Annotated in this window: 21 protein-coding genes and 1 tRNA gene; 14 read left to right on the top strand and 8 right to left on the bottom strand. The window is 70.1% G+C overall.

The features are described 5' to 3' along the window. The first annotated feature begins 126 nt into the window (after window positions 1-126). Together ACWDZ6_RS26295 and ACWDZ6_RS26300 are read left to right on the top strand one after the other, a co-directional pair. Entirely contained in the window at window positions 127-792 is a 666-nt protein-coding gene (locus ACWDZ6_RS26295; RefSeq protein ID WP_451504824.1) for a molybdopterin-dependent oxidoreductase, read from the top strand. Further along, window positions 734-1,408, top strand: coding sequence for a cytochrome b/b6 domain-containing protein (locus ACWDZ6_RS26300; protein ID WP_451504804.1), 675 nt, complete (start codon window positions 734-736; stop codon window positions 1,406-1,408). Before ACWDZ6_RS26295 ends, ACWDZ6_RS26300 begins: the two co-directional genes overlap by 59 nt. Here the strand turns inward: ACWDZ6_RS26300 and ACWDZ6_RS26305 are convergent. Together ACWDZ6_RS26305 and ACWDZ6_RS26310 are read right to left on the bottom strand one after the other, a co-directional pair. Beyond that, on the bottom strand, window positions 1,394-2,791 hold the full coding sequence (locus ACWDZ6_RS26305; RefSeq protein WP_451504805.1) for a GntT/GntP/DsdX family permease: 1,398 nt from the start codon (window positions 2,789-2,791) through the stop codon (window positions 1,394-1,396). The two genes, ACWDZ6_RS26300 and ACWDZ6_RS26305, sit on opposite strands and share 15 nt — an antisense overlap. A 12-nt stretch (window positions 2,792-2,803) precedes the next feature. After that, the gene (locus ACWDZ6_RS26310; protein WP_451504806.1) at window positions 2,804-3,313 is read right to left on the bottom strand and encodes a gluconokinase; all 510 of its coding nucleotides are present in this window, start codon (window positions 3,311-3,313) and stop codon (window positions 2,804-2,806) included. A gap of 131 nt (window positions 3,314-3,444) precedes the next feature. Here ACWDZ6_RS26310 and ACWDZ6_RS26315 point away from each other — a divergent pair, with 131 nt between their 5' ends. Next, window positions 3,445-4,146, top strand: coding sequence for a FadR/GntR family transcriptional regulator (locus ACWDZ6_RS26315; RefSeq protein WP_451504807.1), 702 nt, complete (start codon window positions 3,445-3,447; stop codon window positions 4,144-4,146). A 235-nt stretch (window positions 4,147-4,381) separates the two neighbouring features. Further along, a complete protein-coding gene (locus ACWDZ6_RS26320) occupies window positions 4,382-5,842 on the top strand; it encodes an amino acid permease (protein ID WP_451504808.1) in 1,461 nt (486 codons plus the stop codon). Window positions 5,843-5,989: 147 nt separating this feature from the next. On the opposite strand, the gene ACWDZ6_RS26325 is transcribed toward ACWDZ6_RS26320, so the two are convergent. Then, complete coding sequence (locus ACWDZ6_RS26325; RefSeq protein ID WP_451504809.1) at window positions 5,990-6,934, bottom strand: RluA family pseudouridine synthase; 945 nt, start codon at window positions 6,932-6,934, stop codon at window positions 5,990-5,992. 192 nt (window positions 6,935-7,126) lie between these two features. Next, window positions 7,127-7,214, bottom strand: a tRNA-Leu gene (locus ACWDZ6_RS26330). A gap of 187 nt (window positions 7,215-7,401) precedes the next feature. Between ACWDZ6_RS26330 and ACWDZ6_RS26335 the strand changes: the two genes are divergently transcribed. From ACWDZ6_RS26335 to ACWDZ6_RS26345, 3 genes are all read left to right on the top strand, one after another. Beyond that, a complete protein-coding gene (locus tag ACWDZ6_RS26335) occupies window positions 7,402-8,736 on the top strand; it encodes a M20/M25/M40 family metallo-hydrolase (RefSeq protein WP_451504810.1) in 1,335 nt (444 codons plus the stop codon). A gap of 166 nt (window positions 8,737-8,902) precedes the next feature. After that, complete coding sequence (locus tag ACWDZ6_RS26340; RefSeq protein ID WP_326648785.1) at window positions 8,903-9,136, top strand: chaplin; 234 nt, start codon at window positions 8,903-8,905, stop codon at window positions 9,134-9,136. A 155-nt stretch (window positions 9,137-9,291) separates the two neighbouring features. Further along, window positions 9,292-10,062 carry a chaplin gene (locus ACWDZ6_RS26345; RefSeq protein ID WP_451504811.1) on the top strand — a complete coding sequence of 257 codons (771 nt, stop codon included), beginning with the start codon at window positions 9,292-9,294 and terminating at the stop codon, window positions 10,060-10,062. 92 nt (window positions 10,063-10,154) lie between these two features. Here ACWDZ6_RS26345 and ACWDZ6_RS26350 read toward each other — a convergent pair whose 3' ends face one another. After that, entirely contained in the window at window positions 10,155-10,343 is a 189-nt protein-coding gene (locus ACWDZ6_RS26350; RefSeq protein WP_005319466.1) for a DUF5703 family protein, read from the bottom strand. A 47-nt stretch (window positions 10,344-10,390) separates the two neighbouring features. Between ACWDZ6_RS26350 and ACWDZ6_RS26355 the strand changes: the two genes are divergently transcribed. Continuing rightward, on the top strand, window positions 10,391-11,050 hold the full coding sequence (locus ACWDZ6_RS26355; protein ID WP_389183081.1) for a hypothetical protein: 660 nt from the start codon (window positions 10,391-10,393) through the stop codon (window positions 11,048-11,050). Between the two features lie 74 nt (window positions 11,051-11,124). Here ACWDZ6_RS26355 and ACWDZ6_RS26360 read toward each other — a convergent pair whose 3' ends face one another. Next, entirely contained in the window at window positions 11,125-13,320 is a 2,196-nt protein-coding gene (locus tag ACWDZ6_RS26360; protein ID WP_451504825.1) for a helix-hairpin-helix domain-containing protein, read from the bottom strand. Next, window positions 13,305-14,288: an aldo/keto reductase gene (locus ACWDZ6_RS26365; protein ID WP_366735240.1), complete on the bottom strand. Its 984-nt coding sequence runs from the start codon at window positions 14,286-14,288 to the stop codon at window positions 13,305-13,307. Before ACWDZ6_RS26365 ends, ACWDZ6_RS26360 begins: the two co-directional genes overlap by 16 nt. 130 nt (window positions 14,289-14,418) lie before the next feature. Here ACWDZ6_RS26365 and ACWDZ6_RS26370 point away from each other — a divergent pair, with 130 nt between their 5' ends. Beyond that, window positions 14,419-15,468, top strand: a complete 1,050-nt coding sequence (locus tag ACWDZ6_RS26370) for an LLM class F420-dependent oxidoreductase (RefSeq protein WP_366735241.1) — start codon at window positions 14,419-14,421, stop codon at window positions 15,466-15,468. Between the two features lie 291 nt (window positions 15,469-15,759). Next, window positions 15,760-16,545: a ferritin-like domain-containing protein gene (locus ACWDZ6_RS26375; RefSeq protein ID WP_451504812.1), complete on the top strand. Its 786-nt coding sequence runs from the start codon at window positions 15,760-15,762 to the stop codon at window positions 16,543-16,545. Between the two features lie 21 nt (window positions 16,546-16,566). On the opposite strand, the gene corA is transcribed toward ACWDZ6_RS26375, so the two are convergent. Continuing rightward, complete coding sequence (corA, locus tag ACWDZ6_RS26380; RefSeq protein ID WP_451504813.1) at window positions 16,567-17,556, bottom strand: magnesium/cobalt transporter CorA; 990 nt, start codon at window positions 17,554-17,556, stop codon at window positions 16,567-16,569. A 59-nt stretch (window positions 17,557-17,615) separates the two neighbouring features. Here corA and ACWDZ6_RS26385 point away from each other — a divergent pair, with 59 nt between their 5' ends. From ACWDZ6_RS26385 to mshC, 4 genes are all read left to right on the top strand, one after another. After that, window positions 17,616-18,302, top strand: a complete 687-nt coding sequence (locus ACWDZ6_RS26385) for a histidine phosphatase family protein (RefSeq protein WP_451504814.1) — start codon at window positions 17,616-17,618, stop codon at window positions 18,300-18,302. A 109-nt stretch (window positions 18,303-18,411) separates the two neighbouring features. Beyond that, window positions 18,412-19,002: a DUF3090 domain-containing protein gene (locus ACWDZ6_RS26390; protein WP_326648776.1), complete on the top strand. Its 591-nt coding sequence runs from the start codon at window positions 18,412-18,414 to the stop codon at window positions 19,000-19,002. After that, the gene (locus ACWDZ6_RS26395) at window positions 18,966-19,793 is read left to right on the top strand and encodes an SCO1664 family protein (RefSeq protein WP_451504815.1); all 828 of its coding nucleotides are present in this window, start codon (window positions 18,966-18,968) and stop codon (window positions 19,791-19,793) included. The genes ACWDZ6_RS26390 and ACWDZ6_RS26395 overlap by 37 nt, the downstream gene beginning before the upstream one ends. A 335-nt stretch (window positions 19,794-20,128) precedes the next feature. Then, window positions 20,129-21,358, top strand: a complete 1,230-nt coding sequence (gene mshC, locus ACWDZ6_RS26400) for a cysteine--1-D-myo-inosityl 2-amino-2-deoxy-alpha-D-glucopyranoside ligase (RefSeq protein WP_389183066.1) — start codon at window positions 20,129-20,131, stop codon at window positions 21,356-21,358. Window positions 21,359-21,406: the final 48 nt, after the last annotated feature.

The raw sequence follows: 21,406 nt of genomic DNA on the forward strand, positions 1-21,406 counted from the left end.
TGACGAAAGTCTGACGTGCGGCCGGTTCTTCTGGCTTCTCAAGGCCCGCAGTGTTCGAATCAAAGGGTGACCACACACCACTCCGACACCGAGGGCGCGCCCGTCGGGCGCCGCTTGGTGCTCGGCATGCTCGGCCTCGGCGCGACCGGAGTCGTGGCGGCGCCCTATCTGCAGCGCGGGCTCGAATCCTTCCTCGGCGCGGCCTCGGACAAGGACCCGACCGGTCTGAGCGGGCTGCTGCCCAACGGCGGAGGCTTCCGCTACTACTCGGTCGCCTCCTCCGTACCGCGCAAGGACGAGCGGAGCTACCGGCTGACCGTCGACGGTCTGGTCGACCGCCCGGCGACCTACACGCTGGACGCGCTGCGCAGGCTGCCGCAGACCCGGGTCGTGCGCGACGTCCAGTGCGTCACCGGCTGGCGGGTCCCCGACACCCCGTTCGCGGGGGTCAAGCTGTCGCTGCTGCTGGACGCCGCGGGCGTACGCCCCGAGGCCAGGGCGATCCGCTTCAGCTGTTTCGACGGCACGTACAGCGAGAGCCTCACGCTGCCGCAGGCCCGTCGCGACGATGTGCTGGTTGCCCTGCAGATGCAGGACAAGCCGGTCAGCCACTCCCACGGCGGCCCGGTCCGGCTCTATGTCGCACCGATGTATTTCTACAAGTCGGCGAAATGGCTTTCCGGGATCACCGTCACCGACGGCGTCCGGCCCGGCTACTGGGAGGAGCGGGGCTATGACGTCGACGCCTGGGTCGGCCGGTCCAACGGCCGCACTGACACCCCCACAGTCTGAACGGCCCCCGCAAGTACGGCGGTTCAGCCGCGCCGAGCGCTGGGTGCACCGTACGACTGCCGCGCTGATGCTGCTGTGCGTGGCGACCGCCGCGGCTCTCTACGTACCCCAGATCGCCGAACTCGTCGGCCGCCGCTACCTGGTGGTCACCGTCCATGAGTGGGCCGGGCTGCTGCTGCCCGTACCGTTCCTGCTCGGTCTCGCCTCGCCCGCCTTCCGTGCCGATCTGCGCAGGCTGAACCGCTTCGGGCCGCACGACCGGACGTGGCTGCGCGCGGCCCGCCGACGCGACCGCCGTCCCGAGTCCCGTCCCGCGGGCAAGTTCAACGCCGGGCAGAAGGTGTACGCCGGGTGGATCGCGGGCGCGGTGCTGGTGATGCTGGCGACCGGGCTGCTGATGTGGTTCACCCACCTGACCCCGCTGGTCTGGCGGACCAGCGCGACGTTCGTCCATGACTGGCTGTCGCTGACCGTCGGCATCGTGCTGGCCGGACACATCGCCATGGCGCTCGCCGACCCGGAGGCACGCAGGGGTATGCGTACCGGGTCGGTCGAGCGCCCGTGGGCGAAGCGGGAACACCCGCTGTGGCTGGACGACCGGCTAGAGGACGAGTGACAGCAGCAGTACGCAGCCGAGGCCGACCACGGAGATGATCGTCTCCATCACCGACCAGGTCTTGATCGTCTGGCCGACACTCATCCCGAAGTACTCCTTCACCAGCCAGAATCCGGCGTCGTTGACATGGCTGAAGAAGAGCGAGCCCGTGCCGATCGCCAGCACCAGCAGGGCCGCGTGTGTGGTCGACATATCGGCCGCGAGCGGCGCGACCAGACCGGCGGCGGAGATCGTCGCCACGGTCGCCGAACCGGTCGCCAGACGGATGGCCACGGCGATGAGCCAGGCCAGCAGCAGCGCCGGAATCGACCAGCTCTTGGAGAAGTCCAGGATCATCTGGCCCACGCCGACGTCGATCAGCGTCTGCTTGAAGCCGCCGCCCGCGCCGACGATCAGCAGGATGCCCGCGATCGGGGCGAGCGACTTCTCGACGGTGGAGGAGAGCCGTTCCTTGGTGAACCCGGCCGCGCGGCCCAGCGTGAACATTGCGACGACGACCGCGGCGAGCAGGGCGATGAGCGGTGAGCCGATGACATCGGTGACACGCTGGATGCCGCTCTCCTTGTCGTCGACGACGATGTCCACGAGCGCCTTGACCAGCATGAGGACGACCGGCAGCAGCACGGTGGCCACGGTGGCGCCGAAGCCGGGACGCCGGTCCAGGTCTTCGGAAGGGCGCTGCGGAATCATGCGCTCCGGCGCCGGGATGTCCACCCAGCGCGCGGCGAATCGGGAGAACACCGGACCCGCGATGATCACGGTCGGAATGGCGACCACCACACCGAGCGCCAGCGTGACGCCGAGGTTGGCGCCGATGGCGTCGATCGCGACCAGCGGTCCGGGGTGCGGCGGGATCAGCCCGTGCATCACGGAGAGGCCGGCCAGGGCCGGGATGCCGATCCGCATCAGCGAGTAGTTGCCGCGCTTGGCGACGAGCAGTACCACCGGGATCAGCAGCACGATGCCGACCTCGAAGAAGAGCGGCAGCCCGATCACCGAGGCGATGAGCACCATCGCCCACGGCATGGCGCGACCGCCCGCCTTGGCGAGGATCGTGTCGACGATCTGGTCCGCGCCGCCGGAGTCGGCGAGGAGCTTGCCGAGGATCGCACCGAGCGCGATGAGCACGCCCACACCGGCGACGGTGGTGCCGAGGCCGGTGGTGAAGCTGACTATGACCTTGTCCAGCGGGGCGCCGGCGAACGCGCCGAGAGCCAGTGAGCCGATGGTCAGCGCCAGGAACGCATGGACCTTGAACTTGGTGATGAGAAGGACGATGACGGCAATGCCCGCCAGGACGGCGATGCCCAACTGCGCGTTGCCGGCCGAAGTGATCGTTTCGGTGGCGTCCGCTGCCAGCGTCTCGACGCTGAGACTGGTCACGGTGGCGATTCCTTAGCTCTCGAGCCGGCGCAGCGCGGCGACGGCCCGTTCGGTTATTTCTTCCGGGGAGCCGGACACATCGACGGCGACGCCCGCCTCGTCCCTGCCGAGCGGCTGGAGCGTGGCGAACTGCGAGTCCAGCAGCGCGGCGGGCATGAAGTGACCCTTGCGCTCGGACATCCGCTGCTCGACGAGCGCCCGGTCGCCGGTGAGATGGAGGAAGACGGCACCGGGTGCGGCGGCCCGCAACCGGTCGCGATAGACCCGCTTGAGCGCGGAGCTGGAGACCACTCCGCCCAACCCCGCCCGGCTGTGCGCCCACTGCCCGATGGCATCGAGCCAGGGCCCGCGGTCCGCGTCGTCCAGCGGGGTGCCGGCCGACATCTTGGCGATGTTCGCCGGGGGATGGAAATCGTCGCCCTCGGCGTACGGGACGCCCAGCGCGGCGGCGAGCAGGGGGCCGATCGTGGTCTTGCCGGTGCCTGCCACGCCCATCACCACGACGACGTGGGGGGTGCTCATCTACGTGCCTCGCTGTCTTCGTCGACATCGGTCCGTCGAGCCACTGAAGCCCATTAGGTATGACGTATTCAATGGTCGAGACATAAACGTCATACTTTTAGATTGCGAACCGTGCCCCGTACTCTTGCCCCATGACCACTGAGGGCCGGGGCCTCCATATCCATGTGCTGGACACCCTCGGCCTCGCGATCACCGCGGGCGAGTATCCGCAGGGCAGCGTGCTGCGCACCGACGAGGTGGCGCAGCGCTTCGACGTCTCGCGCACCGTCGTCCGTGAAGTGGTCCGGGTACTGGAGTCGATGCACCTCGTGGAGTCCCGACGCCGGGTCGGTGTGACCGTCCGCCCGACCGAGGAATGGAACGTCTACGACCCGCGGGTCATCCGCTGGCGGCTGGCCGGCACCGACCGCCCGCGCCAGCTGCGCTCACTGACCGTGCTGCGCTCCGCCATCGAGCCGGTCGCGGCCGGGCTCGCCGCCCGCAACGCCACCCCCGAGCAGTGCGCCGAACTCACCGAGTGCGCCCTCGGCATGGTCGCCACATCGCGCGGACATCAGCTCGAGGGGTATCTGAAGCACGACATCGCCTTCCACCGTGTCGTGCTGAACGCCTCGGGCAACGAGATGTTCGCGCGGCTCGGCGATGTGGTCGCCGAGGTCCTCGCCGGACGTACGCACCATCAGGTGATGTTCGACGACCCCGATCCGGCGGCCGTGACCCTGCATGTCCAGGTGGCCGAGGCGGTCCGTGAGGGCGACGCGGTCCGGGCCGAGGAGATCACCCGCCAGATCTCCGTCGGGGCGCTCGCCGAACTGGATGTGCTGGCGCCCTGAGCCGTCCGGAGCCGCTCGCGCCCCGGAGAGTCGAGCTCGTGGGTGACCTTGGTTTACTGCGGCGTAACCTCTGAAACACCTCAGATCTATTCCTGCGTGAGGTTGGCCACTGCCAAAATCGCAGGGTTGCCGTGATGATGTGCCGTCGGGTTATGTGCCCTCGGGCCATGCCAGGGTGACCACCCCCCACCGGCTTCGGCCGGGCCCCCGTCCCCTCACGAAGGCGAACCTCTCCATGAGTGACCGCACCACCGCGGCCGAAACGCTCGCCGCCGGGGCACCGGCGAAGAGCTCCCCCCATGTCGACGCGGGCGACGCCGGCTACAGCAAGGACCTCAAGTCCCGCCACATCAACATGATCGCCATCGGCGGAGCGATCGGCACCGGGCTGTTCCTCGGCGCGGGCGGCAGGCTGGCCGGCGCCGGCCCTTCCCTCGCCATCGCCTACGCGGTCTGCGGCGTCTTCGCCTTCTTCGTGGTCCGCGCGCTCGGCGAGCTGGTGCTCTACCGCCCCTCGTCCGGCGCCTTCGTCTCGTACGCCCGTGAGTTCATGGGCGAGAAGGGCGCCTTCGCGGCCGGCTGGCTCTACTTCCTCAACTGGTCGACCACCGCGGTCGCCGACATCACCGCGGCCGCCACCTACGCGCACTTCTGGGCCATGTTCAGCGACATCCCCCAGTGGGTCCTCGCGCTGATCGCACTCGCCGTCGTCCTGACCGCGAACCTCATCTCGGTGAAGTACTTCGGTGAGATGGAGTTCTGGTTCGCGATCATCAAGGTGGCCGCGCTGGTCGCCTTCATGCTGATCGGCATCTTCCTGGTGGTCACTCAGCACCCGGTCGACGGCCACACCCCCGGCTTCTCCACCATCACCGACAGCGGCGGCATCTTCCCGGCGGGCATGCTGCCGATGCTGCTGGTGATCCAGGGCGTCGTCTTCGCGTACGCCTCCGTCGAGCTGTGCGGCGTCGCCGCGGGTGAGACCGAAAGCCCCGAAAAGATCATGCCCAAGGCGATCAACTCGATCATGTGGCGTGTCGGTCTGTTCTACGTCGGCTCGGTGGTACTGCTCGCGCTGCTCCTCCCGTACACGGCGTACTCCGATGGCCAGAGCCCCTTCGTCACCGTCATGGACAAGCTCGGCGTCCCGGGCGCGGCCGGCGTGATGAACCTCGTCGTGCTGACCGCGGCGCTCTCCAGCCTGAACTCCGGTCTGTACTCCACCGGCCGCATCCTGCGCTCCATGGCGCTGTCGGGCTCCGCGCCCAGGTTCACCGGCCGGATGAACAAGGGCCAGGTGCCCTACGGCGGCATCCTGCTGACCGCCGGATTCGGTGTGCTGGGCGTCGCGCTCAACTACCTCGTGCCCGGCCAGGCCTTCGAGATCGTGCTGAACTTCGCCTCGATCGGCATCCTCGGCACCTGGGGCATGATCATGCTCTGTTCGCTGCTGTTCTGGCACCGGGCACAGGACGGCCGGGTCACCCGCCCCGCCTACCGGCTGCCCTGGGCCCCGTACACCCAGATCCTCACGCTGCTCTTCCTCGCCAGCGTGGTCTTTCTGATGTGGTGGGGCGGCGGTGTGGGCCGTACGACCGTGATGTTCCTGCCGCTGATCGCGGCGGCCCTGGTCGGTGGCTGGTACCTGGTCCGCGGCCGGGTGAACTCCCTCGCGCGGGAACGCCAGGACGCCTGACGGCGTCGTTGCAGGAGAACGGGCCCCCGCCGGAGAGATCCCGCGGGGGCCCGTTCCCGTACCCGTCAGCCCTGGTACGGACCGGCCACGGCGACGCGACCGCCACAGCGACGAGTCACCTCATGCCGCGGAGTGGGCTGCTTCACATCAGCGGCTGCGCCGGGCGGCGGGCCACCGAGCCAGCCGGAACCCGCTCTCGAAGCGGAGCGGCTCCCCTGTCACCGGATCGGTGAACTCCAGCACCTTCGCCAGGAGTTGAAGAGGCCGGGAGTAGTCGTCGGGCCCCGCCTCCTGGACGACCGGATAGACCGGGTCGTTCAGCAGCGGAAGTCCCAGGCTGTTCATGTGGACCCGCAGCTGATGGGTGCGGCCGGTGGCCGGCAGCAGCCGGTAGAGGCCGAGCCCGGCGTGGTGCTCGAGCAGCTCGATCCGGCTCTCGCTGTTCGGCTCGCCGGGCTCCTCGCGCGCTGCCATCACCCCGCGCTCCTTCACGATCCTGCTGCGTACGGTGCGGGGCAGGGCCACCGCCGGGTCGTAAGGAGCCACCGCCTCGTACTCCTTGCGAACCTCCCGGTCCCGGAACAGGGTCTGGTACGCGCCTCGGTCCCCGGGCCGTACGACGAAGAGCGCGAGCCCCGCGGTCAGGCGGTCGAGACGGTGCGCGGGCTGCAGCTCGGGCAGTTCCAGATCGCGCCGCAGCCGGGCGAGCGCCGTCTCGGTGATGTGCCGGCCGCGCGGTGTGGTGGCCAGGAAGTGGGGTTTGTCGGCGACCACGAGACGCTCGTCGCGATGGACGATCCCGACCTCGAAGGGGACGGGCTCCTCGGGGGCGAAGTCCCGGTGGAACCAGAGGTACCGGCCGGCGGTGTAGGGCTCGTCGGCGGCGACAGGACCCTCCGTACCGACCACGCGTCCCTCACTGAACATCGCGTCGACGGCCTCGGCGCCGATGGCGCCGGCGTACCGCGTGGCGAGATGGTCGCGCACCGTCGCCCAGGCGCCGTCCGGGTCGGCGGGCAGCCGCAGTCGCACCGGGTCGATCCCGTCGCGCTGGGGGAGCGGAGCGGCCGGGGCTTTGTGTCTGCGTCTCACCGAGTGACTGTATGCCCGCTCCATGGGATGCCGGCGGAACGGGGGCGGGAGCTGATGGCGCTGCCCATCCACCCTGCACCCCCGCTTCGGCCGCGCTCCCGGCCACGCGCGTACCGCGGACGCATGACACTCGGACGCACGACACTCAGGGGTACACAAAAGATCCCCACGGGAATCCGTGGGGATCTTTGCTGGTGTCCGAGGGGGGACTTGAACCCCCACGCCCGATAAAGGGCACTAGCACCTCAAGCTAGCGCGTCTGCCATTCCGCCACCCGGACCAGGTGTCTGTCTCGCGGCGCTGGGCCGTTCCGACGTGGAAAACCATAGCAAACATTCGACTGTGCTCGATCACGCCCGGATCCGGTGTGACGGCCGCATGACGGCGGGCGGTCGCCCTTGGGGTACGGGGCCGGGGCGCGGGAGGATGAGGGGGAACCACCAGCAGCGACAGTGGGAGGAATCAGCGTGAGCCAGTCGAACAAGGCTGAGGGGACCAAGCCCGTTTCGGGTGAGGACGAGGTCGTCGACCTCTGCCGTGAGCTGATCCGGATCGACACGAGCAACTACGGCGACCACTCGGGCCCGGGGGAGCGGGCCGCCGCCGAGTACGTCGCGGAGAAGCTCGCCGAGGTCGGGCTCGAGCCGCAGATCTTCGAGTCCCACAAGGGCCGCGCCTCCACAGTGGCCCGTATCGCGGGTGAGGACCCGTCGAGGCCCGCGCTGCTCATTCACGGCCACACCGATGTCGTACCGGCCAACGCGGACGACTGGACGCACCACCCCTTCTCCGGCGAGATCGCGGACGGCTGTGTGTGGGGCCGGGGCGCGGTCGACATGAAGGACATGGACGCCATGACCCTGGCGGTCGTACGGGACCGGCTGCGCAGCGGCCGAAAGCCCCCGCGCGACATCGTGCTGGCCTTCCTCGCCGACGAGGAGGCAGGCGGCACGTACGGGGCCCGGCACCTGGTCGACAAGCACCCGGATCTCTTCGAGGGTGTGACAGAGGCGATCGGCGAGGTCGGCGGCTTCTCCTTCACCGTCAACGAGAATCTGCGGCTCTATCTCGTCGAGACGGCGCAGAAGGGCATGCACTGGATGCGGCTCACTGTGGAAGGCACCGCCGGCCACGGGTCGATGACCAACAACGACAACGCCATCACCGAGCTCTGCGAGGCGGTCGGGCGCCTGGGCCGGCACAAGTGGCCGGTCAGGATGACCAAGACCGTACGGTCCTTCCTCGACGAGCTCTCCGACGCGCTCGGCACACCGCTCGACCCCGAGGACATGGAGGCGACGCTCGCCAAGCTCGGCGGCATCGCCAAGATGATCGGCGCCACCCTGCGCAACTCCGCCGCCCCCACCATGCTCGGCGCCGGCTACAAGGTGAACGTGATCCCCGGGCAGGCGACCGCACATGTCGACGGGCGCTTCCTGCCGGGCTACGAGGAGGAGTTCCTGACCGACCTCGACCGGCTGCTCGGCCCAAGGGTCAAGCGGGAGGACGTGCACGGGGACAAGGCGCTCGAGACCAGCTTCGACGGGGATCTCGTCGACGCCATGCAGATCGCGCTCAAGGCCGAGGACCCGATCGCCCGGGCCGTCCCGTACATGCTTTCCGGGGGTACCGACGCCAAGTCCTTCGACGACCTCGGCATCCGCTGCTTCGGCTTCGCGCCGCTCAAGCTGCCGCCGGAGCTGGACTTCGCGGGCATGTTCCACGGGGTCGACGAGCGGGTTCCGGTGGACGGTCTGAAGTTCGGCGTTCGGGTACTCGACCGATTCCTGGACCAGTGCTGAACCGCGGCGGTTGTGATCTGCTGAAACGGAACTCCAATAATCGCCATTGCGTGCGTGCTTGACTGAAAAGAGTGAATGGGGCCGTCGGCTCGTAGCCCCGTTCGCTCCTCCTCGTTACAGGTGATGCGGTCCGCGGCTGGGATCGCATTGCCAACAAGGAGGAACAATGATCAAGAAGGTCGTCGCTGCTGCGGCTGCCACCGGTGGTCTGGTGCTCGCTGGTGCGGGTGTGGCCATGGCCGACGCGGGTGCCCAGGGTGCTGCTGTTGGCTCCCCCGGTGTGCTCTCCGGCAACGTCATCCAGGTGCCTGTCCACGTGCCGGTGAACGCGTGCGGCAACACGGTCTCTGTGATCGGGCTGCTGAACCCCACCTTCGGCAACACCTGCGTCAACGAATGACGTTGTGACTCGACCCGTTTGGGTCTGGGTTTGAACTGGTTTGAACTCGAGCGGCCCCGGAGTGCGCGCCACGCACTCCGGGGCCGTCCGGGCATTCCACCCCCGGGTACCGACGCCCGTGGGTATTCCTGAAGCAGAAGGCAGGGATTCAACCTATGCGACAGATCACGCGCAAGGGCCTGATCACCATGGCGGCGGCGGGCGGCGTACTCGCCCTCGGCGGCGGCTATGCGAACGCGGACGCCGGTGCGACCGGAAGCTCGTCGAATTCGCCGGGCGTGCTGTCCGGAAACACGGTCCAGGCTCCGGTGCATGTTCCCGTCAATGTGTGCGGGAACACCGTGAACGTCATCGCGCTGCTCAACCCCGTCAGCGGCAACGCCTGCAGCAACGAGTCCGACGGCGGGGATGACGGGCAGGGCACCGGAGCCCACGCTGTCGGGCAGACCAGCGACTCTCCCGGCGTCCTCTCGGGCAACACCGTGCAGGCACCGGTCGACGTCCCCGTGAACGCCTGCGGGAACGCTGTCACCGTCGGTGGCCTCGGCAACACCGCCGCGGACAACGGCTGCGCCAACGGCTCGAGCGTTTCCACCCAGCCGAACACCCCGAGCACGCCGAACACCCCGAGTACCCCGAACACCCCGAGCACGCCGAACACCCCGAGTACCCCGAACACCCCGAGCACGCCGAACACCCCGAACACCCCGAGCACGCCGAACACCCCGAGCACGCCCACCACGCCCGCAACGCCGGTCACCCCGGCCGTGCCGAACACTCCCGGCCCGCAGACCCTCACCCCGCCCAAGAGCACCGACCAGCTCGCGCAGACCGGTTCCGGTCCGCTCGACATGCTGGTCCCGGCCGGTGCGGGTCTGCTGCTGGCGGGTGCGGTGCTGTACCGCCGGGCCCGCGCCTCGGCGTAGTCCAGCGGTCGCAGCGGTATAAGTCGCAGCGGTACAAATGGCACGAAACGGAGCGGGTCCCGCGCACGCGGGGCCCGCTCCGCCTCATTCGCTCACCAGGTGGCGCGCACCTGACGGATGATGCGCCGGCGCAGCCGCACCCTGCGGCTGCCGTCCCGGTGCAGACTCAGTCGGTCCAACTCCCAGTGTCCGTACTCGGCGTGGTCGGTCAGCAGACGTGTCGCTTCCTTGCGGGAGACCCCGCGCGGTACATACACGTCGACAAATTCGTATTCCGGCATCGCATCTATTGTGCGGGCAGAGCCCAGGTACGGATAGCGTCTGCAGTATGTCTGATGCTGCGCAGCCCACCGCTGCCGAGGTACGTGCCGCCGCCGAGGCGGTCAAAGCCGCACTGGACCGTCACCTCGAGGCGGTCGAACGCCGCACGGGCGAGGACGACCCGGCCGTCTACGACGCGTTCAACGCCCTCGCCGCGGCGGCGGAGGCGTACGACGAGCGGCTCTACGACCGCTATGACGAGGTAACGCCGTTCGAGATCCCCGGCGCGGACGATTCACTGCCGCCGTACGCGGGTCCCGAGGAGCCGAGCGCGCTGAGCGTGCTGATCCGCCGCGACTATGCGGTGGTGGAGCCACAGCGACTGCTCTCCCAGGCGCAGCGCATCGCCGACCTGGACCCCGAGGACGACAGGCCCGAGATCGCCTCGGTGGTCGGAACGAGTGTGCACGCGGCACTCGGCGTGCTCTTCGGTGAGTACGAACCGGACGAAATCGCTTCCCGGCACAAGGAGTTCGGTCTGGAGGAGGGGGACTCCACGCTGTGGGTGTCGGCCTCGGACGACGCTCCCGAACCGGGCGAATGGCTGAGCACACCTTTCGATCAGGCGGATCCGCAGCGGGTCGTCTGCCGCTTCGACGTCAGCTCGGTCTTCGACGAGGACGAGCTGGCCGAGGAGCTGGACGACCTCGACGAAGTGGAGTCCTGACCGCACTGCCCCTGTGACCCGCGGCCCGGGTCCCGCCTCGTCGAGGAGGCGGGACCCGGGCTGTCGCGCGAGCTTCAGGGCGCCGGCGTCGCGAGCAGCCCCTCGAGCAGCGTCCGCAGCCGTGTCGTGCGGTGCTGGGGCGCCCCCTCCGCCACCGCGCGTGGCAACGCCTGATCCACGCCGTGCACCACGGACAGATGGCGCTCGGCGCGGCTGAACGCGGTGTACACCCATGGGCGGCTCAGCCCCTGCGCCGCGTCGCCCGGCAGCACCACGACCGCCGCGGGCCAGCGCATCCCCACGGCCTGGTGTGCCGTCAGTGCCCAGCCATGGCGTACCGCCGATTCGACCCGCTCCTTCGGTACGACGAGGGGCGTGCCGTCGCAGTCGAGATGCAGGCCCTCGGCGTCCGCCGAGACGACCGTGCCGGTCAGAGTCCTGCCGAGAGCGGGCGCGTAGGCGACCTTGTCGCCCGGGTCGAAGCCGCCGAACCGGCCCGGACCGGCGTTCAGCCGCTCCTTGAGCGCGGCGTTGAGCGCGCGTGTCCCGGCGGAGCCGCCATGTCCCACTGTGATGACCTGGGTCTGCTCGGTCGGCACGCCGATGGCCCGCGGCACCGAGTCCGCGACGAGCTGCACCGTGCGGTGAACCGCCTCTCCGGCGTCACGCACCGGGACGATGACGACCTCCTTGCCGGGTGCCGCCACCTGGTTCAACTCGCCGATGCCGATGCCGGAGACAAGTTCCCCGATCGGGCCGGGGTCCGGCATCCGCGAGTTGATCTGCGGGCACACCCCGGCCGCCAGGACATCGGCGAACACCCGGCCCGCGCCCGCCGAGAACAGCACGCCGGGATCGCCGCTCAGCACCAGTCGGCTGCCGTCCGGCATCGACTCCACCAGCATCGCCGCAGTCTCCACGTCCAGCTGCGGTGCGTCCAGCACGATCAGGAGATCGAGCGCGAACGCTCCGTCCTCGTCCCTGCCGGGACCCTCCGCACCGGACAGCAGCCCGGAGACGGTGACCGCCGCGGGACCGAGCCGCCGACTGCCGTCCTCGCTGTGGACCGCGACGACCGCGCGCAGTCCGAGCGCACCGGCGGCCCCGGCCGACGCGACCGGCTCGGCCCGCGCCGCCTCCCCGCCCGTGTGCACCACCAGACCGCTCGCGGCGATCGCACGGATCAGCTCGGTGGGATCGGCCGCATCCCACCTGGCGTCCGCACCGGCCTTGGCGAGCCGCGCCAGGCCGTCCGCGAGACTCTCCTCGGCGAGTGCGTACCGGTCGAGCCCCAGCAGCACCGGCACCGCCGGCTGCTCGGACTCCTCCCCGTCCGCTCCCTGCCCGGTCTCCTCGGCTTCCTCGATCTCCTCGACGCCGTCCTGGAACACCAGCACGGCACCTTCGGCGATCGCCTGCTGCAGTGCTTCGTCGGGATCGGGCACCGACCGCTCTGCCAGCGCCGCGCGTACGGCCGAGGACTCCACCGCGGTGTGGCCCTGCAGTGCCGCGCGCTCCAGCTGCCAGGCGACGAGTGCCGCCGCCCGGCGCTCGTCCCCCGGGCCGCACTCGGCGCCGAGAAGCGCTCGCGCGAAGCCGTCGGCCTGCTCCGGCCGGACGCCGGGCACGGACAGCAGCCGCCACGGATCCTCGCGCAGCATGTCCGCGGCCTGCTCGCCGAGCACATCCGCGACCTGGGCCGCCAGCGCCGCGGGTGCGCCGCCCTGCGAGAGCACGGTCTGCACCGTTGTCACGGTCTCCGGCGCCGTGGCCCGCGGGGTGGGCACAGGCTGCGGACCCCGGGGCCGTGCGGGCTCCGCTGTCGGAGCGGTACGTCTGGGCGCGGGCGCGGGGGAGTCGAAGAACGCGGTGCCGGCCTTCTCGCCGCTCTCCACGGCCCGCACCGCCGCGAGCAGATCGGCGGCCGTGCCGCTCAGCTTGGTACCGCTCTCGATGGGCCCCGCCTTCTCGGCCTTCCGGTGCTCGATCCGGGCCAGCAACTCCCGCTGCGCGGCGAGCTCCGCCTCGGCCTCGGACAGCTCGGCCGCTTTCCCGGCCGCTGCCGTCCCGCCTTCCGCTTCCTCGGCCTCCGGCTGCTCGGCCTCCGATGTGCCGCCTTCCGGCGCGTCCCCCTCGGGCACGTCGGCCTCTGCGGCGCCCGATGCCGCCGGTCCGGCGGCATCGTCCGCGGTCTCGTCCGCGGCAGCGCGGGCCTCGTCCGGGGGTCCGGGGGGCGTCCCCCGGGAAGGCACAGTCACAGCGTGCTCCAGTCCTGGTCGGGATAGCGGTGCACGGGCGCCGACACATCGTCGAGCGCCTGGCAGATCTCGTCAGGAAGAGTAAGGGCCTCCACTGACAATGCCGCCGCGAGCTGCTGCGCGTTGCGCGCGCCGACGATCGGGGCCACCACACCCGGCCTGTCCCGCACCCAGGCCAGCGCCACCTGAAGCGCCGTCGCGGCGAGCCCGTCCGCCGCCGTCGCCACCGCGTCCACGATCCGGCTCGCCGCCTCGTCGAGATACGGCTCCACGAACGGCGCCAACTGCTCCGACGCGCCCCGCGAATCCGCCGGAGTGGCATGCCGGTACTTTCCCGTCAGCACCCCGCGCCCCAGCGGCGACGACGGCAGCAGGCCGACCCCCAGGTCGAGAGCGGCCGGCAGCACCTCCCGCTCCACCCCGCGCTGCAGCAGCGAGTACTCCATCTGCGTACTGGCCAGCCGGGTCCGCACTCCCGGCGAGGCCAGCTGCCAGGTCGCCGCCTTCGCCAGCTGCCAGCCGCAGAAGTTCGACACTCCCGCGTACCGGGCACGCCCGCTGCCGACCGCGATGTCCAGCGCCTGGAGCGTCTCCTCCAGCGGGGTGCCCGGGTCGAAGGCGTGGACCTGCCAGATGTCGACATAGTCCGTCCCGAGCCGCTCCAGCGAGGCGTCCAGCGCCGACAGCAGATGCCCTCGCGAGCCGTCGAAACGCCGGTCCGGGTCGGGGACGCTGCCCGCCTTCGTCGCGATGACCAGTTCTCGCCGAGGTACGAGCCGTTCGACGAGCTGCCCGAGCAGATACTCCGAATCTCCACCGCCGTACACATCTGCGGTGTCGACCAGCGTCCCGCCCGCCTCCCAGAACGCTTTCAGCTGGTCGGCAGCGTCGTGCTCATCGGTGTCCCGACCCCAGGTGAGGGTGCCGAGCCCGATCCGGGACACGCGCAGGCCGGTACGGCCGAGATGCCTCTGCTCCATGGGCGCTGAGATTACTGGCCGACGGCCCACCCGGAGAGAGCCTGTGGACAACCTCCCCCTGACGGATCCTGTGAACCCGCGCTAGAGTCCCCGGAACAGGGACGTTACTGATCAGTAAAGAGGAGCGCTCATGCGGCTCGGCATCAACCTCGGCTACTGGGGCGCGGGGATGGACGGAGACAATCTCGCCGTCGCCAAGGAGGCCGACCAGCTCGGCTACGACGTCTGCTGGGCCGCGGAGGCGTACGGCTCCGACGCCCCCACCGTGCTCACCTGGGTCGCCGCCCAGACCGAGCGCATCGACGTCGGCTCCGCGATCATGCAGATCCCGGCCCGCCAGCCCGCGATGACCGCGATGACGGCCGCCACGCTCGACTCGCTCTCCGGCGGCCGCTTCCGGCTCGGCCTCGGTGTCTCCGGCCCGCAGGTCTCCGAGGGCTGGTACGGCATCAAGTTCGACAAGCCGCTCTCCCGCACCCGCGAGTACGTCGAGATCGTCCGCAAGGCGATGACTCGCGAGCGCCTCTCGTACGAGGGAGAGCACTGGACGCTCCCGCTGCCGGGCGGTCCGGGCAAGCCGATCAAGCTCACCGTCCACCCGGAGCGCGAGCACATCCCGCTCTACATCGCCGCGATCGGCCCCAAGAACCTGGAGCAGACCGGCGAGATCGCCGACGGCGCCCTGCTGATCTTCCCGTCCGCCGACCATCTCGAGGACACCGCGCTCAAGCACCTGCGCGCGGGCCGTGAGAAGGCCGGAAAGACCATGGAAGGCTTTGACGTCTGTCCGACGCTGCCGCTCGCGATCGGCGACGACGTCGCCGGACTGGCCGACATGTTCCGTCCGTACACCGCCCTGTACGTCGGCGGCATGGGCAGCCGCAAGCAGAACTTCTACAACCAGCTTGCGCAGCGCATGGGCTACGAGAAGGAAGCCGCCGAGATCCAGGACAAGTACCTGGCCGGCGACAAGGAAGGCGCGGCCGCGGCGGTCCCGCACCAGCTGATCGACCAGACGGCGCTGCTGGGGTCCGTGGACCGGATCGCCGATCGCATGCAGGCGTACGCCGCTGCCGGTGTCACCACGCTGACCCTGGCTCCGGCCGGCTTCACGCTCGACGAGCGGATCACGGCACTGCGGGCGGGCACCGAGGCCCTGGAGCGTGCCGGCCTCGCGTAGGACGTGCCGGCATTGTGTAAGCCGGGCCGGCCTCTCGTAGGAAAGGTGCGCAAGCAACTCGGGTGAGCGGCGATCGTACGCAACCGGAGAGGTCTGCGGCCGTGGAGGGGGCTCGGGGGTCTTCCCCGCCACGGCCGTCACGCAGCACAACGCGCGAAAGCCCGTCCTGGTTACTCCCGCGCGCCTCCCTGTCGTCCACCGTTCGGCGCAGTTGTGCCGCCTACCTGTTGCCCCGCCTCCCGTGCCGCCTTTGACTTGTTCTTTGCGGACGCTCTCACGGAGGAGGAAGTGATGCTCTCGGCTCGAAGTCTCTTCCAGGAAATCATCGACGACGACGATGCCTTCCAGCTCTTCTGCTCGATCGCCGCCAGCGGCGAGGCGCAGGGCGGCTGGGAGAACGGCCGTATCGCCGCCCTCGTTCCTGAGAGCATGTCTGCCCTCGCGCCGAAGATCACCCGGCACGGCGCCGACGAGGACAAGCACGGCCGGCTCTTCAACGCACTTCTCAAGAAGCGGCAGCTCGCGCCGGTCGGCGTCCCGCCCGAGACCGACTACACGATATTGCTGGAGAAGCGGGGCATCGGTCTCACCCACGTGAAGCTGAGCCGCGACGAGCCGCTGAGCGAACGGGACATCATCGTCTACCTCTCGCACAGCAGGGTCACCGAACAGCGGGCCGCCGACCAGATGGACATGCTGGTGAAGTACTTCGGCGACCACCCCGAGCTCGGCAGGGCGATCAGAATGATCTGCGACGACGAGGCCAACCATCTGGCGTACTGCCACGAGGAGTTGCTCCGCCTCGTCGCCGAGGGGCACGGCCGTACGATCCAGCGGGTGCTGCGCGAGAGCGCCCTCGCCGAGATCAGGGTCTACCGCGATGTCAGCCTTGCCGTGATGGGCCACATGGGACGTCTGCTGCACTGGCCCGCGGCCAAGTCGGCCGCGCTCGCCGCGGGCATCCACGCCATGTACGCCTACGAGAGGCTCGGCGGCTGGCACCGGATGGTCGGCCTGGAGATGCCGCGGCGTCGCGGCGCACTCGACGGACCGGCCACCGCGGCGCCCGCTTTCTAGCTACTCCGAAGCCGCGGAGTCCTACAGCCAGCCGCGCCGCTTGAACAACCGGAACAGCCCGTAGACCGCCCCGGCCATGAACAGCAGCACCACCGGATACGCCCACACCCACCGCAGCTCCGGCATGTGCCTGAAATTCATGCCGTAGATGCCCGCGACCATCGTGGGTACCGCGACCATGGCCGCCCACGCCGAGATCTTGCGCATATCGTCGTTCTGCCGCACGCCCATCTGCGCGAGATGGGCGGACAGGACGTCCGACAGCAGCCGGTCCAACCCGTCCACCTGCTCGTTCGCCCGGGTCAGATGGTCGCTGACGTCCCGGAAGAACGGCTGTGCATGCTTATGGACGAACGGCACGCCCGCGCTCGCGAGACGGACCATCGGAGCCGCCAGCGGTCCGGCGGCGCGGCGAAACTCCAGCACCTGCCGCTTGAAGGTGTAGATCCGTACCGCGCTGTTGCGTGTGCTGCCGACGGGTGCGAAGACCTCGGTCTCCAGTTCCTCCAGGTCCACCTGGAGCTCGCTGACCACATCGATGTAATGGTCGACGACCGCATCACTGATCGCGTACAGCACCGCCGTCGGGCCGTGCTTGAGAACCTCGGGGTCGTTCTCCATACGCAGCCGTACGTCGTGCAACGGCGCGCTCTCACCGTGCCGCACGGTCACCACGAATGAGTCGCCGATGAAGACCATCAGCTCGTCGGTGGAGATGGAGTCGCTCTGCGGCTCGTACACCACCGGCTTGAGAACCACGAAGAGCGAGTCGTCATACACCTCGAGCTTGGGGCGCTGGTGAGCGTTGAGCGCGTCCTCCACCGCCAGCGGATGCAGCCCGAACTCCGCCGCGACGTGGTCGAACTCCTTCTCGGTCGGCTCGTAGAGACCGATCCAGAGAAAGGCGTCCCCCGTTGCCCGTGCCTCGGCCAGAGCATCCGACAAGTCGGACGGGCCTTCGGTTCGGCGCCCGCCGCGGTAAATGGCACAGTCCACGATCACGGCGTGCATTCTTCCCTGCATGTGGCCCGGACGCACCCCCGGGCGCCGGTCCGCCTAGGCTGACCGGCATGGCCACGCTGATTCTCGTACGCCACGGACGCTCCACCGCCAACACCGCGGGGGTGCTCGCGGGCTGGACGCCGGGCGTCTGTCTCGACGAGCGCGGTGGGGCGCAGGCCTCCGCGCTGCCGGAGCGACTCGCCGCCGTGCCGCTCGCCGCGGCCGTCTCCAGCCCGCTGGAGCGCTGCCTGCAGACCCTGCGGCCGCTGCTGGACGCCCGGCCGGGTCTGGAACTGCACACCGACGAGCGGATCGGCGAGTGCCACTACGGTGACTGGTCCGGGCGCAAGCTCGCGGAACTCGCCGACGAGCCGCTGATGGAGGTCGTCCAGCAGCATCCGTCCGCGGCGGCGTTCCCAGGCGGCGAGTCGATGCGAGCCATGCAGGCGCGTGCCGTCGACGCGGTACGCGACTGGAACGCGCGTATCGACGCCGCGCACGGCGAGGACGCGGCCTATGTGATGTGCTCGCACGGAGACATCATCAAGTCCCTGGTGGCCGATGCCCTCGGTATGCACCTCGATCTGTTCCAGCGGATCCATGTGGAACCGTGTTCCGTGACAGCGATCCGTTACACCCGCACTCGCCCGTTCCTTCTGCGCCTCGGTGACACCGGGGACTTCGGCTCGCTGGCGCCGCGCGAGAACGCCGGTGGCGGGGCCGGAGTCGTCGGGGGCGGCGCGGGCGCACCGTGATCGCCGCGCGCAGTAGGGTGGACGGGCCGAAAACCCGTATGCCCGCCCGATAGCCGTCCGAAGTCGTACGACAGTCGTCGATACCGACCGATCCCAAGGGAGACAGAACGTGTCCCGTCAGGTGTTCCTCTACGACCCGCCGGACCGCTTCGTGGCCGGTACGGTCGGGCTGCCTGGACGCCGTACGTTCTTCCTGCAGGCTTCCTCGGCGGGGCGCACCACCAGCGTCGCTCTGGAGAAGACCCAGGTGGCCGCACTCGCCGAGCGGATCGACGAGCTGCTGGACGAGGTCGTGCGCCGGACCGGGGGCAATGCGCCGGTGCCGGCTGTCGCGCCCGCCGACGTCGCCGACACCGCGCCGCTCGACGCGCCGGTGGAGGAGGAGTTCCGGGTCGGCACGATGGCGCTGGCATGGGACGGCGAGGAACAGCGCATGATCGTCGAGGCGCAGGCGCTGGTGGAGCTGGACGCGGACTCCGAGGAGGACCTCGCGGAGGCCGAGGAACGGCTGCTTCAGGACGAGGAGAACGGTCCGCCGATGCTCCGTGTCCGGCTGACCGGAGCGCAGGCCAGGGCCTTCGCCAAACGCGCGCTGGACGTGGTGAACGCCGGCCGGCCGCCGTGCCCGCTGTGCAGCCTGCCGCTCGATCCGGAAGGACACGTATGCCCGCGCCAGAACGGATACCGCCGGGGCGCGTGACCTCGGGGGACCTGCGCACCCTGCTGACCAAGGGTGAGCTCACCGTGCGCGGACGGATTCGGGGGGCGTCCAACGCGGTGCTGTACTGCTCCGTCTCGCACGAGGGCGAGGAGGCCCACTGCGTCTACAAGCCGATCGCCGGGGAGCGGCCGCTGTGGGACTTCCCGGACGGGACGCTGGCGCAGCGCGAGGTGGCGGCGTACGAGCTCTCGGAGGCGACCGGCTGGGGCCTGGTGCCCCCCACGGTCCTGCGCGACGGCCCGTACGGCGAGGGCATGGTCCAGCTCTGGATCGAGGCGGACCCGTCGGCATCCCTGCTGGGCCTGGTCGAGGACGAGGAGCCGGGCGAGGGCTGGAAGGCGGTGGGCTTCGCGGAAGTGGGCGAGGGCCGTACGGCGCTGCTGGTCCACGCGGACGATGTGCGGCTGCGGCGGCTGGCGGTGCTGGACGCGGTGATCAACAACGGTGACCGCAAGGGCGGGCATCTGCTGCCGACGGCGGACGGCGGCCTGTACGCGATCGACCACGGGGTCACGTTCAACGTGGAGGACAAGCTGCGGACGCTGCTGTGGGGGTGGGCCGGGGAGCGGTTGCCGTCCGAGGCGACGCAGGCCCTGGCCGCGCTCACGGTCGCCCTGACCGACGGCGAACCGCTCGCCACCCGTCTGGCGGAACTGCTGACGGCGGCGGAGGTGGAGGCGCTGCGGGAGAGGGTGGCCGGGCTGAAGGAGTCGGGACGGCATCCGGCGCCGTCGGGGGAGTGGCCGGCGATTCCGTGGCCGCCGGTGTGAGACGGCTGTTCCCCTGACCGGCCCCTTTCCGGAACCGGGGGCAGGCCCTGGGAGCCGGTGGCGCAAGACGTGGGGGTGATGCCCGCCACACCCCGGGAGCGCCGGCGTCGCGCTCGGCTTGAGCCCTGGTGGCGTCCGCTCCGCGGCGCGGGACCTCGCACGCCCGGGGCGCCGGCCGCGGCGCGCGCGACAACGTACCCCGCCCCCGGAGCGGCAGCTTCACGGCGGCCGACCCCACGCGCGACCACCGGCCCCTGACCGGGCACACGAACCCCGATCAGCAGTTGGCATGATCCGGGTCGTATGCGGAACACCCGTCCGGTTAGGCTCATGACATGCATGCCTGGCCCGCTTCTGAGGTCCCCGCCCTGCCTGGCAAGGGCCGCGACCTACGGATCCACTCCACCGCGACCAGGGGTCCAGTGACCCTCGACCCCGGTCCCGTCGCCCGTATCTATGTCTGCGGCATCACGCCGTACGACGCCACCCACATGGGTCACGCGGCGACCTACAACGCGTTTGACCTGGTTCAGCGCGTGTGGCTCGACACCAAGCGGCAGGTTCACTACGTCCAGAACGTGACCGACGTCGACGACCCCCTGCTCGAGCGGGCGATCCGCGACGGGCACGACTGGACCGAGCTCGCCGAGCGGGAAACCGCCCTCTTCCGCGAGGACATGACCGCTCTTCGAATGCTTCCGCCGCAGCACTACATCGGAGCTGTCGAGGCGATACCGGGCATCGTGCCGCTCGTCGAGCGGCTCCGGGACGCCGGTGCCGCGTACGAGCTCGAAGGCGACGTGTACTTCTCCGTGGAGGCCGATCCGCACTTCGGGGAGGTGTCCCACCTCGACGCCGAAGCCATGCGGCTGCTCTCCGCCGAGCGCGGCGGCGACCCCGACCGGCCCGGCAAGAAGAACCCGCTCGACCCGATGCTCTGGATGGCCGCCCGTGAGGGCGAGCCGAGCTGGGACGGCGGCACCCTCGGCCGTGGCCGGCCCGGCTGGCACATCGAGTGCGTGGCCATCGCCCTGGACCACCTCGGCATGGGCTTCGACGTGCAGGGCGGCGGCTCCGATCTCGCCTTCCCGCACCACGAGATGGGCGCCTCGCACGCGCAGGCGCTCACTGGTGAGTACCCCTTCGCCAAGGCGTACGTCCACGCGGGCATGGTCGCGCTCGACGGCGAGAAGATGTCCAAGTCCAAGGGCAACCTCGTCTTCGTCTCCAAGCTGAGGCGGGACGGCGTGGATCCGGCGGCGATCCGGCTGGCGCTGCTCTCGCACCACTACCGGGCCGACTGGGAGTGGACCGACGCCGTACTCGACGAGGCGGTCGAGCGGCTCGGGCGCTGGCGCGCGGCCGTCTCGCGGCCCGACGGGCCGTCCGCCGACGCCCTCGTCGAGGAGATCCGCGACGCCCTCGCGAACGACCTCGACGCCCCCGCCGCGCTCGTCGCCGTCGATCGCTGGGCAGCGCTCCAGCAGTCCGACGGCGGTACGGACGAGGGCGCGCCCGGCCTCGTGTCCCGCGCCGTCGACGCCCTCCTCGGCGTAGCCCTGTAAACCCCTCCGGCCGCTCCTGGGCATGCGACAAGTCCAGGAGCGGCCGGA

Source organism: Streptomyces sp. NPDC002926, from assembly GCF_053591755.1.